This window comes from Marinobacter sp. es.048 (assembly GCF_900188435.1).
GTDB lineage: Bacteria > Pseudomonadota > Gammaproteobacteria > Pseudomonadales > Oleiphilaceae > Marinobacter.
Genome location: NZ_FYFA01000001.1, coordinates 1,297,812 through 1,311,403, shown reverse-complemented (window position 1 = coordinate 1,311,403; position 13,592 = coordinate 1,297,812). Strand labels below are relative to the sequence as shown.

General features: G+C 57.2%; 13 protein-coding genes. 9 read left to right on the top strand and 4 right to left on the bottom strand.

The annotated features are described in order from the left end of the window. Positions 1-21 precede the first annotated feature (21 nt). From trhA to CFT65_RS06005, 3 genes are all read left to right on the top strand, one after another. Positions 22-711: a PAQR family membrane homeostasis protein TrhA gene (gene trhA, locus CFT65_RS06015; RefSeq protein ID WP_088827071.1), complete on the top strand. Its 690-nt coding sequence runs from the start codon at positions 22-24 to the stop codon at positions 709-711. 319 nt (positions 712-1,030) lie between these two features. Continuing rightward, positions 1,031-2,623: an antiporter gene (locus CFT65_RS06010; RefSeq protein ID WP_088827070.1), complete on the top strand. Its 1,593-nt coding sequence runs from the start codon at positions 1,031-1,033 to the stop codon at positions 2,621-2,623. Positions 2,624-2,784: 161 nt separating this feature from the next. Next, positions 2,785-3,201, top strand: coding sequence for a globin (locus CFT65_RS06005; RefSeq protein WP_088827069.1), 417 nt, complete (start codon positions 2,785-2,787; stop codon positions 3,199-3,201). 161 nt (positions 3,202-3,362) lie between these two features. Here the strand turns inward: CFT65_RS06005 and CFT65_RS06000 are convergent, their stop codons facing one another. Both CFT65_RS06000 and CFT65_RS05995 read right to left on the bottom strand, forming a co-directional pair. After that, complete coding sequence (locus CFT65_RS06000; protein WP_088827068.1) at positions 3,363-4,865, bottom strand: MFS transporter; 1,503 nt, start codon at positions 4,863-4,865, stop codon at positions 3,363-3,365. Positions 4,866-4,912: 47 nt separating this feature from the next. Next, positions 4,913-5,374, bottom strand: a complete 462-nt coding sequence (locus CFT65_RS05995; RefSeq protein ID WP_088828169.1) for a universal stress protein — start codon at positions 5,372-5,374, stop codon at positions 4,913-4,915. 310 nt (positions 5,375-5,684) lie between these two features. Between CFT65_RS05995 and CFT65_RS05990 the strand changes: the two genes are divergently transcribed. Together CFT65_RS05990 and CFT65_RS05985 are read left to right on the top strand one after the other, a co-directional pair. Next, positions 5,685-7,046 carry an MFS transporter gene (locus tag CFT65_RS05990; protein WP_088827067.1) on the top strand — a complete coding sequence of 454 codons (1,362 nt, stop codon included), beginning with the start codon at positions 5,685-5,687 and terminating at the stop codon, positions 7,044-7,046. A gap of 99 nt (positions 7,047-7,145) precedes the next feature. Beyond that, positions 7,146-7,604: an EVE domain-containing protein gene (locus CFT65_RS05985; protein WP_088827066.1), complete on the top strand. Its 459-nt coding sequence runs from the start codon at positions 7,146-7,148 to the stop codon at positions 7,602-7,604. A 24-nt stretch (positions 7,605-7,628) separates the two neighbouring features. Here the strand turns inward: CFT65_RS05985 and CFT65_RS05980 are convergent, their stop codons facing one another. Then, complete coding sequence (locus CFT65_RS05980) at positions 7,629-8,981, bottom strand: hypothetical protein (RefSeq protein WP_088827065.1); 1,353 nt, start codon at positions 8,979-8,981, stop codon at positions 7,629-7,631. Positions 8,982-9,201: 220 nt separating this feature from the next. Between CFT65_RS05980 and CFT65_RS05975 the strand changes: the two genes are divergently transcribed. Continuing rightward, the gene (locus CFT65_RS05975; protein WP_088827064.1) at positions 9,202-10,023 is read left to right on the top strand and encodes an ion transporter; all 822 of its coding nucleotides are present in this window, start codon (positions 9,202-9,204) and stop codon (positions 10,021-10,023) included. A 1-nt stretch (position 10,024) separates the two neighbouring features. Here the strand turns inward: CFT65_RS05975 and CFT65_RS05970 are convergent, their stop codons facing one another. Continuing rightward, complete coding sequence (locus CFT65_RS05970; RefSeq protein ID WP_088827063.1) at positions 10,025-10,396, bottom strand: SirB2 family protein; 372 nt, start codon at positions 10,394-10,396, stop codon at positions 10,025-10,027. Between the two features lie 122 nt (positions 10,397-10,518). Here CFT65_RS05970 and CFT65_RS05965 point away from each other — a divergent pair, with 122 nt between their 5' ends. From CFT65_RS05965 to fabB, 3 genes are all read left to right on the top strand, one after another. Beyond that, a complete protein-coding gene (locus CFT65_RS05965) occupies positions 10,519-11,703 on the top strand; it encodes an NnrS family protein (RefSeq protein ID WP_088827062.1) in 1,185 nt (394 codons plus the stop codon). Between the two features lie 155 nt (positions 11,704-11,858). Further along, positions 11,859-12,368 (top strand): bifunctional 3-hydroxydecanoyl-ACP dehydratase/trans-2-decenoyl-ACP isomerase, encoded by a 510-nt coding sequence (gene fabA / locus CFT65_RS05960; protein ID WP_008169354.1) that lies wholly within the window; start codon positions 11,859-11,861, stop codon positions 12,366-12,368. An 11-nt stretch (positions 12,369-12,379) separates the two neighbouring features. Then, on the top strand, positions 12,380-13,591 hold the full coding sequence (gene fabB, locus CFT65_RS05955; RefSeq protein WP_088827061.1) for a beta-ketoacyl-ACP synthase I: 1,212 nt from the start codon (positions 12,380-12,382) through the stop codon (positions 13,589-13,591). The last annotated feature ends 1 nt before the right edge of the window (position 13,592 follow it).

The window sequence follows — 13,592 nt, the reverse complement described above, 5'->3', positions numbered from 1 at the left end:
ACGCTCAAGTATTTTATTACCATGACATATCAGGAAGACCATTCAGTGACAGCAACTCCATACCCCGCACCAAATATCCATCACCGCATTGAGGAGTGGCTGAACAGCGCCACCCACGGGCTCGGCGCAATATTGAGCGTTATCGGCACGGCAGCGTTGATCGTGGGCGCCAGCCAATCCGGGGATGCCTGGAAGATTGTCAGTTTCAGTATTTTCGGCGCGTCACTGATTCTGCTCTACCTGGCTTCGGCCCTGTATCACGGTGCCCGGCGTCCAGAACTGAAAAGGGCCTTCAAAACCCTTGATCATTGCGCCATTTTTCTACTGATTGCCGGTACCTATACGCCGTTTCTGCTTGTGAACATGCGCGGCACCGTGGGCTGGACACTGTTCGCGGTGATCTGGTCACTGGCGATCACCGGCGTGGTGCTCAAGGTTATTTTCAAGAACCGGTTCAAGCTTGCGAGGGTTGGCATCTATGTGGCAATGGGCTGGCTAATCACGTTCGCCTCATCCGATCTGGTGGCCAACCTGAGTGAGACAGCCCTGAATCTGACCATTGCCGGCGGCATTGTGTACACCGCCGGTGTTGCCTTCTATCTGGCCGACCGCATACCGTATATGCATGCAATCTGGCACTTGTTCGTGATCGGCGGCAGCGCCTGCCATTTCAGTGCCATCTACTATGGTGTTCTGCCTCACGTCGCCTGAAGAAGGCCCGGCAAGCGGACTCAAATCAAGCTCGGAACGGATCTAAACCACCGGAAATGAGTGGCTACCTCCACTGCGCCAACCTCCTGAACACCTACCCACTTCGAGATATCACCATCGCATCTTGTTGAATATATTGGCTTTTACGGCGGGAAAACGGGCCAGAATATTCGCCGGAAAACGGACCAGCTGACACCTCATTCTGTCCTTGAGAAATATCAAGAATTCCTCCCCGCCTCACTAAGCACAATGGCGTCGAGAAGCCTGAATGCCATCAGAAATGGGGGCCCAGGGCATGTTAAACGAGGGAGTCAAAATCATGGCCAAAACCAATGCCGACATCGAACACTGGGATGTCGAAAACGAAGAATTCTGGGAGCGGGAAGGTAAGCGCATCGCCTCCCGCAACCTGTGGATATCCATCCCCAGCCTGCTGATAGGCTTCGCCGTCTGGCTGATGTGGGGAATGATTACCACCCAGATGAAAAACCTGGGGTTCCCATTCACCATTGACCAGCTGTTTACTCTGTCTGCGATTGCCGGCCTGTCCGGGGCCACTCTCAGGATCCCGGCCTCCTTCATGATCAAGATTGCCGGCGGGCGAAACACGGTGTTCCTGACCACCGCACTGCTGATGATTCCGGCTGCCGGCACCGGCATCGCACTGATGAATCCGGACACACCGTTTATCGTGTTCCAGGCCTTGGCACTGCTCTCCGGTATCGGTGGCGGTAACTTTGCCTGCTCCATGAGCAACATCAGCACCTTCTACCCGAAAAGCAAACAGGGCTACGGTCTCGGCATGAACGCCGGCCTTGGCAACTTCGGCGTCACTACCATGCAGGTGGTCATTCCACTGGTAATGACCGTGGGCATCTTCGGCGCCCTCGCCGGTGACCCGATGCAGCTGCAGAGCCCGAGCGGCACGCTGATTGGTCGTATTGATGCAGGCACCGATACCTGGATCCAGAACGCCGGCTTTATCTGGCTGGTATTCCTGATTCCGCTGGCGTTTACCGGCTGGTTTGGTATGAACAACCTGAAAGTGGTTACCCCGAATCCCGGCAACCCACTCTCAGCCTTTGGCAAGATCCTCGGACTCTATGGTGTAGGCCTCCTTGCCTCTATCGCAGGCGTCTGGGCTCTCAGCGTCCTGAACATGTGGCTGGCCCTACCCCTGACCATTGTGCTTACGCTGATTCTCCTGCGATTGATCCCTGGCGACATCAAGCCGAACATTCAGAACCAGTTTGCCATTTTCAGCAACAAGCACACCTGGTCCATGACGGTACTTTACATCCTGACCTTTGGCTCATTCATCGGTTTCTCCGCCGCCCTACCGCTGTCCATCAGCGTCATCTTCGGCAACATGATGGAGGTGGCTGCCGACGGCACCGTAACCCGTGTGGTAAACCCTGATGCACCAAGCGCGCTGACCTGGGCCTGGATGGGACCGTTTGTGGGCGCACTGATTCGCCCCGTGGGCGGCTGGATTTCCGACAAGGTTGGTGGCTCTATCGTTACCCAGATCATCTCGGTGGTGATGGTTGCCGCCTCCGTGGCCACCGGCTATGTGATGATGCTGGCGTACAATTCCACCGATCCGAACACTTACTTTGCGCCCTTCCTGATCCTGTTCATCATCATGTTTGCGGCCAGTGGTATCGGTAACGGCTCCACCTTCCGCAGCATCGGCTTCATCTTCAACCAGCAGCAGAAAGGCCCGGTTCTGGGCTGGACCTCTGCGGTTGCCGCCTACGGTGCTTTCATTGCGCCACGGGTGATGGGCCAGGAGATCCAGGCCGGTACTCCGGAAGTGGCCATGTACGGGTTTGCGGTGTTCTACGCACTCTGCCTGGTGGTTAACTGGTGGTTCTACCTGCGCAAGAATGCGTACATAAAAAATCCCTGAGACCGGGTTCATGCAACAGCCGGCGTCCCTTAAGGGCGCCGGTTTTTTATGCCTGCGTTCTACCGAAGGCCACCTCCTTGTCCGCACCAAATGACGCGCCCGCCGACAAATGCTAGATTCAGGATATTGGATTTATTCCCGCCAGAAACAGGGAGCCTGCCATGTCCTTCGAAGAGCTCTTCGACGCAAGCTACGAGCGCGTCCTCCAGACCCCACCCGAACTCCCCGACTTCTTTGAAGCCTTCTATCGCCGGTTCCTTATGTCTTCACCTGAGGTCCGGGTACTTTTTCGCAACACGAATATGGCGGTTCAGCGAAGCATGCTGAAGAAATCCTTTTTCAGCCTCGTGGCGTTTTACGCCAGCGGCAACGTTGACGATGTCCTCCATCGAATTGCCTGCCTGCACAGCGCCCGCAACCTCAACATTAAACCCCACCTCTACGATCTCTGGCTCGACTGCCTGACGGACACCGTAAGGACCTATGACTGGGAGTGCAGCGACGATATCGAACTGGCATGGCGGTTGGTTCTGAGCCCTGGGATCACATATATGAAGTTCGGATACGATCACTTCTGATCCTCGGCAAGCATTGGTCCTGGCTGCTTGTCAGGGCTCAGATTCAGCAAGACCGACACCCGGGCCATGTGAAGCCCAACGGTGATCCCGGAAATGAGTTTCCTTGAGACGAAAAAAGGCCGCCGGGCAATGCCTCGGCGGCCTGTTGCAGAGCGGGGAGATTAGCTGGTCGCAGCAGCCTGCCGGCGACGCTCTTCCTCTTCGATCTGGAGATCGACAGAGGATACCTGGTATTCGTCAGCAAACCCTGATTCCGGCTCTTTCAGCCACATGATGCACAGCAACCAACTGACGAACGCACCACCGGCAATGATGTAGAAAAACTGGGTCGGGGTTACAAAAGTGAAGATGGTCAGGTACACCACCGCGCCCACGTTGCCATAAGCTCCGGCCATTCCGGAGATCTGACCGGTGAGGCGCCGCTTGATGGAAGGAATGATGCCAAAGGTTGCACCCTCTGCACCCTGCACGAAGAAGGAGGTGAATACAGTAATGCCCACGGCAATAATCAGCGGCCAGTTGGAGTTCATCAGTCCCATGAGCGCGAAGCCAACCGAGATACCGAACATGTAGCTGAGCATCACGAACCGGCGGTTGCCCATACGGTCGGATACCAGGCCGCCCATCGGGCGCGCTACCAGGTTCACAAAGGCAAAAGAAGCAGCGATAAGGCCGGCTGCGGTGGCACTCAGGCTCCAGGTTTCCTCAAAGAACATCGGCAGCATGGACACCACTGCCAGCTCGGCTCCAAAGTTGGCGAAGTAGGTGCTGTTCAGCGCGGCAACACTGTTGAACGGGTATTTGTCGTCTTCGGGTACGCCCTTTTTCAGTAAGGGAACGTTAACCCGGAGAATCTGGATAACCTGGTAGCACACAATGGCCACAATCACGGCGTAACAGATAGCCGCTCCGGTAACACTCAGGTACCCCATGTTCTCAATACGCCATACCAGAATGCCCAGAACTCCGACCAGGGGAATGGTCCAGAGGATCAGTTTGATCATGTCGCCCCAGCTGCTGACTTCCAGTGCCACCGCTTTGCGCGGTTTGCGATGGACCGTCCCGACAGGGCCGTCGGTAATCGCAAACCAGTAGTAAACCCCGTAAGCCGCCATCACGATAGCGCTTTGGGCAATGGCCCAGCGCCAGCCATCTTCACCACCGTACATTTGCAAGGCAATGGTCGGGAGAGTAATCGCCGCAGCAGCGGAACCGAAGTTGCCCCAACCGGCATAGAAACCCTCAGCAAAGCCGATGTCTCTGGGCTTGAACCACATGGCAGTCATATGGATGCCGACCACAAAGCTGGCACCAATGGAGCTGAGCACCAGACGGCTGACCAGCAGTTGCGTCATGGTATTACCGAAGGCAAACACCAGGGCCGGAATGGACATCAGCACCATCAGTACCGAGAACACACGCCGCGGACCGAAACGGTCCAGAGCCATGCCCACGATAATCCGGGCAGGTATGGTCAGCGCCACGTTGCAGATCGCAAACAGACGGAGATCATCGGTGGTCAGCCAATTGACGCTCTTGAGCATGCTGGATGCCAGCGGCGCCATGTTGAACCACACGTAGAACGTGATAAAGAATGCAATCCAGGTCAGGTGCAGGGCCCTGATCTCCGGACTCTTGACGTGGAAAACGTCTGCGACTTTCATGTCAGCCTCCCAGGGCTATCAGATACAGAAGCGGTTAATCGCCAGACTCAACGGCTGGGCAGAATCAGAAGTGGGCACTGGATGCGGCGGGCGAGAAAGGAGCTCACGCTGCCGAAGGTCATGTAATCCAGTTCGTCCACGAAATAGGTCAGTGAGCGGGCAATAAAGCCGCCGTCTGGCTCATGACTGTGGCGTGCGATAACCAGCATGTCCGGATGAACCTTCTTCTCCGCTGCAAACAGCAACATCTTTCGGGCATCGCCCTCCAGAAGCATGTTTTCGGCGGAAACCTGTTCCTGCTCGCAGACCTCCATGGCCTCGGCGATGTGCTTTTTCAGATCGGCCACCTCTTCCTGAAACATGTCCTCGTTTCCGGAGGTGATGTCGCGGGGGTTTTCGGCAACGGCCACGAGGGTGATCACGGGCTTGAGGTCGCGGAACATGGTGATGGTCTGGGCCAGTGCCAACCTGGCATTTCGCGAGCCGTCATAGGCAATCATGATTTTCATTTTTAGGGTCTCCAGAGGGCGTTTTCGGCGCCCCTTTTTCAGGGCATTCAAAGGGCATCCATTGATATCGGTCAGCATTAGCCCACACTCCTGCGCCTCCCATAATTGACGTAAATCAACCCTGCCAACGCGTACCCCACGAGAGAAATCCAGACTCTATCCCCTGCACCCTAAAAGCCCCGGATTACCTACCACCACTGCACCCAGCAGGAGGTACCTCCAATGCCCTGCATGGAAAAACCCTGTTTTTGGTATGGTTTAAGAGGTGCTTTCAGACAGCACTCGATGGACATCTGAAAGGAGGGGAAACATGGCCATTAGCCCGTCAAAACCCGAGCAATATCGCGCCCTGGGTCTGTCCACTTTCGCCTTCACCCTGTGCTTTGCGGTGTGGACCATTTTTTCGATCATCGGGATCCGCATCAGCGAAGATCTCGGGCTTTCAGATACCCAGCTTGGCCTGCTGATGGCCACGCCCATTCTTACCGGCTCCATCAGCCGACTGTTCCTGGGTATCTGGACAGACCGGTACGGCGGCCGCTGGGTGTTCGGCATCCTGATGCTCACTACCGCTGCTTGCGTTTACCTGCTTACCTTCGCAACCACTTACATCATGCTGCTGGTGGGCGCCCTCGGCGTGGGCCTGGCGGGCGGTGCCTTTATTGTCGGGGTGGCCTACACGGCGGCCTGGTTCGAGCCGGAACGTCAGGGCACGGCGCTGGGGATTTTTGGCGCGGGTAACGTGGGCGCTGCTGTCACTAACTTCGGAGCCCCATTCCTGCTGGTTGCATTCGGCTGGGAGAGCACTGCGCAGGTCTATGCCACAGTGTTGGCAATCATGGGTGTGGTCTTCATCCTCCTTGCCAAGGAAGACCCAATGGCGGCCGAACGGGCCGGCGACAAAGCCAAATCGTTCATGGAGCAGATGGAGCCCCTGCGGGAGCTGAGGGTCTGGCGGTTTGCCCTGTACTACTTTTTCGTGTTCGGCGCCTTTGTCGCCCTGGCACTCTGGCTGCCGCACTTCCTGATCGGCGTTTACGGCCTGGACATCAAGACCGCCGGAATCATTGCTGCACTCTACACCATTCCCGCGTCCCTATTCCGGATACTCGGAGGCTGGATGTCCGACCGTTTCGGTGCCCGCCGGGTGATGTATTGGACTTTCGGCGCTTCCGTTGTCTGCACTTTCCTGCTGAGCTATCCACCGACCGATTACGTAATCCAGGGCATTGATGGCGATATCCGCTTTACCCTGGGGATGAGCCTGCCCATGTTCGTGGCGCTGATCTTCATCCTTGGTTTCTTCATGTCCCTGGGCAAGGCAGCCGTGTACAAACACATTCCGGTTTACTATCCCATGCACGTCGGCGCAGTGGGCGGTGTGGTAGGCATGATTGGCGGTCTCGGCGGATTCATCCTGCCTCTGACATTCGGCGTGCTCAACGATCTCACCGGGATCTGGCAAAGCTGTTTCATGCTGATGTTCGTGATCGTCGCCGCTGCCCTGGTATGGATGCACTACGCGATCCGGTCTGCCGAGCGGGTGGAATGGGCCGCCAACGAAGAAAGAACTGACTTGCCGGAATTGGCCTCGCCACAGCTGTTTTACCCACTGAACCGCAAAAAGCCCAAAGGACCGCTGGCGCCGCCGCCAAAAGCCGGCCACTCCTGAAGCCACCTGATTGATTTGGCCTCGCTGCCCCGCATTGCGGGGCTTTTTCGTATAATCGTGGATCGAAACAAAGCTGATTGGGTAAAAGGGAGAAACATCATGGCCAAGTGGCTGGTTAAGTCAGAACCTGCAGAATGCGGCATCGAGGACTTTGCCAAAGCCCCGAACGGTGTGATCCCTTGGGATGGCGTGCGCAACTACCAGGCCCGGAATTTTCTGGCCAGCATGGCAGAGGGCGACGAGGTTTTTCTTTATCACTCCAGCTGCAAACACATCGGGATTGCCGGCATAGTGACGGTCGTTCGCAGCGCCTATCCCGATCCAACCCAGTTTGATCCTGAATCGCACTATTTTGATGCCAAGAGCACGGCTGAGAAGCCTCGCTGGCAAGCCGTAGACATGAAGTATGTTCGCACCCTGCCAAGACTGATCCCGCTGGATGAGTTGAAATCCATGGCCGGGCTCGAAGACCTGCCTTTGGTTCGGAAGGGTAACCGGCTCTCGGTGATGCCCGTGAGCGAGGAGGAATGGCAGATCATCCTGAGCCAGGCTGACTGACACCAGGGATCTGCCATCAGCCCGTCACTCGTCGTGGGGAATCGGGTCCGGGCTGCGATCCCAGCCCACGAGAGCCAGGGTTGCCACCACGCCGATCAACAGCCCCATCCATGGCTCAAAGAACGCCAGAGCAGCGCCGATCAGAACCACCGTGCCCCTCGAGGCATTGTCCCTTGGAATCGACATGGCAATGTAAGCACAGGCAAAACCGGTCAGCACAAGGGTCAGCGACAGCGCCACGCCCAGCAGCGGTTTCAGCCCGGTCAGCAGTGGCAGGAGAAAGAAGATGAACGGCAACCCCATCAGGTAGTAGGAGGCCAGGCCGCTATGCAGGCTGTTCATCGCCTTCGGCCCCTGCTTCCAACGCTGCACCACAATCACGTGAACGCCGGTCCAGACCGCACCCTGGGTCGGGAAGAAGGGCGCAACAATACCCATGATGGCGTTACGGATCGACAGGGAGAAATGGGTGCGGTTCAGGTTGATATCCACGTGCTCGTCCTTGCGCACCTTCAAGCCGTCCCGCAGCACTTCATTCCCGGTGACCAGATCGCCAAACAGAATGATGTAGGCAATCAGTGCCAGCGGAATACTCTGGAGAATCATCTCCTGGGACGGCCAGCCTATGGCCAGCGGAGAAACCTTCGCCAATGCCTCGCCCAGTGGTGGCACCAGGATTCCCCATTGAATATCGAAACTCACTTCACCAACCAACGGCCCGACGATGGCCGCGGCCAGGAAGCCCGGCAGCAGGCCCAGGGCTCCCAGGATAAAGAAGAACCGGCTGCGCTCCTTGAGCTTCTGCATCGGTATGGAGAAGGTGAATATGAGACAGATGGCGCAGGCAAGCCCCGTAGCAATGGGCTGCTCAAGCAGAAAACGCTCGGCATCGTCCACGAACACCCTCTTGAGCGCAGCTATCGAGGCCCCGAGAATAATGCCGGCCTTGAGCGTGTCGGGCAGCCAGATCACAAAGCGACGACCCAGGCCGGTTATCCCGAGAAACAGGACTAGCGAGGCAAATACCAGGCTCAGCGCGGTCATCGCCTGAAACCGGCTTACCGGGTCCTCGTAGCCTCCTATCACAAACGCCAGTATCAGGGGCAACGCCGGGGTAATCCAGCCTCCCGCGTAGGGTTCGCCGAAAACAATCACGGCCGAGGCAATCAACGAGGCGTGGATCATCGACAATGCGACCGCTTCTTCAAAACTGAGGCCGAAAAAGGCCGTCATCACGGGGATCAGGGCCAGGCCTGTGGCGGCCGAAACAAACAGCCCCTGCAGGAATTCGGACCAGCACAGGCGCGTATGGTAAAACGGCACGCGGAAAGTGAACGGCCCCCAGCGCCAGCCGGCTAACTCCGGTCTATCTTCCATGGAATGTCACTCGCTTTTCGGTTTTATTGTTTGCGAGTTGATTATGGAAAGGGTTTACGGATGGCACGAATGAATATTTCTGATCAAGCTGAATAAATCCTGCTAATTACGCTCAGCCACGCGCCTTGCAACAACGATCGTGTGTTGTCGAGGCTATCCAATCCTGTCCCGGCCCTTTAGAATTCGGCCTTCCCCGAATCTTCTGGAGCCGTCGTCTGCCATGCCTTCCCAACTGAACACCGCCTCCGGTTTCGAGAAACTCCGCCGCATTGAGTCCAGCAAGGTTTTCCAGGGCGCAGTCATCACCATCATCATTCTGTCTGCACTGACCATTGGCGCCAAAACCTATGATCTGCCTCCCTTGGTGGAGAAGTCGCTTATCGTGATGGACAACGGCATTACGCTGTTTTTCCTGTTGGAAATCCTTTTCCGCTTCGGTGTATGCGCCAACAAGAAACGTTTTCTGTTCGACGGCTGGAACCTGTTCGATACCCTGGTGGTAATCGGCAGTCTGATTCCTCTGGATAACTCCGAAGCGGTTCTGCTGGGGCGTCTGTTGCGGGTTTTCCGGGTGTTGCGTCTGGTGTCGGTGGTGCCGGAACTCCGGTTCCTGATCAACTCGCTGCTAAAAGCGATTCCGCGCATGGGCTACATCGCCCTGCTGATGTTCATCATTTTCTATATCTACGCGGCCATGGGCTCAATGTTCTTTGCCAGCGTCGACGAAGAACTCTGGGGCGATGTTGCCATTGCCATGCTGACACTCTTCCGGGTTGCCACCTTCGAGGACTGGACCGATGTGATGTACGCCACCATGGAGCAATACCCTCTGAGCTGGGTTTTCTACATCACGTTCATCTTCCTGACCGCGTTTGTGTTCCTGAACATGATGATCGGGGCGATCCTGGAAGTCATGAGCGAGGAGCAGAACGCCAAGCAGGCCCAGAAGGCCCACGATGAGCGGGATGAGATTGCCCGCCAGCTCCAGGCCGTTCAGGTACAACTGGGGGAGCTGACAAAGCAGATCAGCGAAAAACGCTGACTCAGAATGGCTTGGTCATTGCCAGATGCAGGATAGCGGTCACCTGCACCAGAGCGAGCACCGCGGCGGAAATTCGAACGGGCTTTCCGAGGGTGGTTTTCAGGGCGAATACGCCGGCAATAATGTAGCCGACCAGCAAGACAATTTTGGCAATCAGCCAACCCGGCATGGCCGAAGCGTACCCGGCCACAAAAACCAGAGAGATCGCCGCCACCAGCAGAATGGTGTCGTTGATGTGGGGGATAAACCTCAGCGGGGTCTGACGCCAACCCGGTCTTCCGACGGCGTCCAGGAGCAGACGCAGTGCAAAGAGGGTGATGGTGAGGTACGCGGTGGTCACGTGCAGGTGCTTCAGAATCATGTACGCGGTCATGAAAGTTCCTTTGTTAACAGGCGTTTTGCCGCATTGTACGCAATCTACCTACAAGCAGGTATGGTTAACGAGGATGTCAGGGTTTAACATATACACAGAATACATGTATATGAGAGACATCTATGCGGGCCATTCCAACTTCCCCTGAAAGGGCGTCTGCCAGCGTCAGTCAGTTATTTTCCTACCCCTTCCGGATTTTCTTTCTGTCCATGACCGTCCTGGCCCTTGCCGCCATTCCCCTCTGGGTGATGCAGGTCAATGGTGTTATCAGTCTCCCGCTGGCCATCCCCGGACTATTCTGGCACCAGCATGAGATGTTGTTCGGCTTCCTGTCGGCGGCAATCGCGGGCTTCCTGCTGACCGCTGTCTGCGTGTGGACCCAGACAGAGCGCACCCACGGGATCAGGTTAGTGCTGCTTTGGGGCGTATGGCTGGCCGGTCGGCTGCTGCTGGCGACCGGCGCAGACCTGCCTTACTGGCTGGTACAGGGAGTGAATCTGGCGTTCCTGCCCCTGGTGATGGTGGATGCCGGCTGGCGCATCTGGCACGCCCGGCAAAAACGGCAACTGATGATCATGGTGGTACTCGGCCTGCTCTGGCTGATGCAGATCGGCTTTGTCACCCGCCTCGACATGACCTTCAGCTATGGTGCCCTGATCATGGCGATGGCACTGATCAGTATTGTCGGTGGCCGCATCACTCCCGCGTTTTCCACCGACTGGTTGCGCCAGAGGGGACTCGACAGCAACGCTGTAAAGACCATTCCCGCGCTGGACATGGCAACTGTATTCAGCCTGATTCTGCTGATGGCATTCCTGGTGACTGGCTGGCAAACCGTTACCGGTTTGCTGGCGCTGCTGTCCGGTGCGCTTATGCTGGTGCGTCTGGCGGGATGGAAGGGCTGGCTCGTTCGCGAGGAACCCCTGCTCTGGATTCTGCACCTGTCCATCCTGTGGGTGCCGGTGGCCCTGTTCCTGCTGGCAGGCACACTGTTCGCAGGCTGGCCTTCCAACGCCTGGAGCCATGCCGCCGGCACCGGGGCGTTGGCGTGCCTGATTCTGGGGGTTATTGCCCGGGTCGCCCTCGGCCATAGCGGCAGACCGCTGGTGTTACCGAAGGGGATGGTGTTTGCATTCATTGCAATTCATCTGGCCGCGCTGGTACGGGTGCTCACAGCCTTCGAGATCATTCCATGGCACCCCGGCATTGGCGGCAGCGCCCTGCTCTGGCTGGTCGCCTTTGGAATATTCCTGTACCGCTACACCGCCATCCTGGCCAGCCCACGACCGGATGGCAGTGAAGGCTGAGCCGCTTCTGGCAACCAGATAGATAAGCATCAAACGGAATAAGCATACGAATCCGGGAACTCTGGAATGGCAATCATCCACTAAAGGTCAATAGCTCCTCGCGAAATTCGAGCTAAAGTATACAGATATCATTTTGTAACAGAGATACTGGCACTATGAACCCGGATCATTTTGATAAAGAAGACCTGATCAAATGCGGCCACGGAGAGCTCTTCCCCGGCTCCATGCGCCTGCCCATCAACGAGATGCTGATGTTTGACCGCGTAACGCACATCGCGGACGACGACGGCCTCTATGGTAAAGGCAGCCTTGTCGCCGAGCTCGACATCAACCCGGACCTCTGGTTCTTCAAGGTGCACTTTGTTGACGATCCCGTGATGCCGGGTTGTCTTGGCCTGGACGCCATGTGGCAGCTGGTGGGTTTCTTCCTGGCCTGGGGTGGCGGCGAAGGCAAGGGGCGCGCCCTTGGCGCCGGTGAAGTAAAGTTTACCGGCCAGGTGTTGCCTACGGCCAAAAAGGTCACCTACCGCCTGGACCTCAAGCGCGTGATCAGACGCAAGCTGACCATGGCAATCGCTGATGGCCGGATGGAAGTGGACGGCCGGGAAATCTACACTGCCAAAGACCTGCGGGTTGGCATGTTCACCTCGACCGATGATTTTTAGGAGTTAACAGGATGCGTCGTGTTGTAATCACCGGTATGGGCATTGTTTCCAGCCTTGGTACCAACCAGAAGGAAGTTGCCCAGTCACTCAGGGACTCACGTCCCGGCATCGGCTTCAGCGAAGAGGCCCGGGATAATGGTCTGCGCAGCCACATCTGCGGCCAGATCAACCTGAACCTGCCCGAACTGATTGATCGGAAACTGTGGCGCTTCATGTGCCCGGCGTCCGGCTATACCTATCTGGCGATGCTCGAAGCCATCGAACAGGCTGGACTGACCGACGAGCACATCAAGGCTGATACCACCGGTATTATCTTTGGCCAGGGTGGCGCCTCGACGGTTGAGCTGCTCGATTCGATCGATACTCATCGCGACCGAGGCATCCGCCGGGTCGGCCCTTACCGCGTGCCCCGCACCATGGGCAGTGCCATTAACGCCTCTCTCGCGACTGGATTTGGTATCCGCGGCATCAACTACGGCATTACCTCAGCCTGCGCAACCAGCGCGCACTCCATCGGCCACGCCGCCGATCTGATTGCTCTCGGGCGTCAGGATGTGATGTTTGCCGGCGGCGGCGAAGATATCCACTGGACCCTGAGCCTGCTGTTCGATGCCATGGGCGCCCTGTCGACCAAATACAACGAGACGCCGGAACTGGCTTCGCGCACCTATGACTCAAACCGGGATGGCTTTGTTATCTCTGGCGGCGGCGGTGTGCTGGCACTTGAGGCGCTGGAACACGCCGAGGCGCGGGGGGCAAACATTCTGGCCGAGATTGTCGGCTTTGGCGCCACCTCAGACGGCGCGGACATGGTCGCCCCGAGTGGCGAAGGCGCGGTGCGGTGCATGCAACAGGCCATGAAGAACCTGGATGGCGAGATCAGCTACATCAATACCCACGGCACCAGCACGCCGGCAGGGGATATTACCGAGCTCAAGGCGCTCAAAGAGACCTTTGGCGACAAGATCCCGCCGTTAAGCTCCACCAAACCCCTATGCGGCCATGCCCTGGGTGCAGCAGGCGTGCATGAGGCTATCTACAGCCTGATCATGCTGCGTGACGGCTTCATTGCTCCGTCGGCAAACATTCAGAGTCTCGACGAGGGAGCTGAAGGCTACCCGATCGTGCGGGAACGCATGGATAACCAAAAGCTCGACCTGGTGATGAGCAACAGCTTCGGCTTTGGCGGCACCAACGCTTCACTGGTGTTCAAAAAGGCCTGAA

Bases quoted from the DNA above. Each gene is read 5' to 3' on its own strand.
- trhA (WP_088827071.1), top strand. From the start codon at position 22: ATGACATATCAGGAAGACCATTCAGTGACAGCAACTCCATACCCCGCA.
- CFT65_RS06010 (WP_088827070.1), top strand. From the start codon at position 1,031: ATGGCCAAAACCAATGCCGACATCGAACACTGGGATGTCGAAAACGAA.
- CFT65_RS06005 (WP_088827069.1), top strand. From the start codon at position 2,785: ATGTCCTTCGAAGAGCTCTTCGACGCAAGCTACGAGCGCGTCCTCCAG.
- CFT65_RS06000 (WP_088827068.1), bottom strand. From the start codon at position 4,865: ATGAAAGTCGCAGACGTTTTCCACGTCAAGAGTCCGGAGATCAGGGCC.
- CFT65_RS05995 (WP_088828169.1), bottom strand. From the start codon at position 5,374: ATGAAAATCATGATTGCCTATGACGGCTCGCGAAATGCCAGGTTGGCA.
- CFT65_RS05990 (WP_088827067.1), top strand. From the start codon at position 5,685: ATGGCCATTAGCCCGTCAAAACCCGAGCAATATCGCGCCCTGGGTCTG.
- CFT65_RS05985 (WP_088827066.1), top strand. From the start codon at position 7,146: ATGGCCAAGTGGCTGGTTAAGTCAGAACCTGCAGAATGCGGCATCGAG.
- CFT65_RS05980 (WP_088827065.1), bottom strand. From the start codon at position 8,981: ATGGAAGATAGACCGGAGTTAGCCGGCTGGCGCTGGGGGCCGTTCACT.
- CFT65_RS05975 (WP_088827064.1), top strand. From the start codon at position 9,202: ATGCCTTCCCAACTGAACACCGCCTCCGGTTTCGAGAAACTCCGCCGC.
- CFT65_RS05970 (WP_088827063.1), bottom strand. From the start codon at position 10,396: ATGACCGCGTACATGATTCTGAAGCACCTGCACGTGACCACCGCGTAC.
- CFT65_RS05965 (WP_088827062.1), top strand. From the start codon at position 10,519: ATGCGGGCCATTCCAACTTCCCCTGAAAGGGCGTCTGCCAGCGTCAGT.
- fabA (WP_008169354.1), top strand. From the start codon at position 11,859: ATGAACCCGGATCATTTTGATAAAGAAGACCTGATCAAATGCGGCCAC.
- fabB (WP_088827061.1), top strand. From the start codon at position 12,380: ATGCGTCGTGTTGTAATCACCGGTATGGGCATTGTTTCCAGCCTTGGT.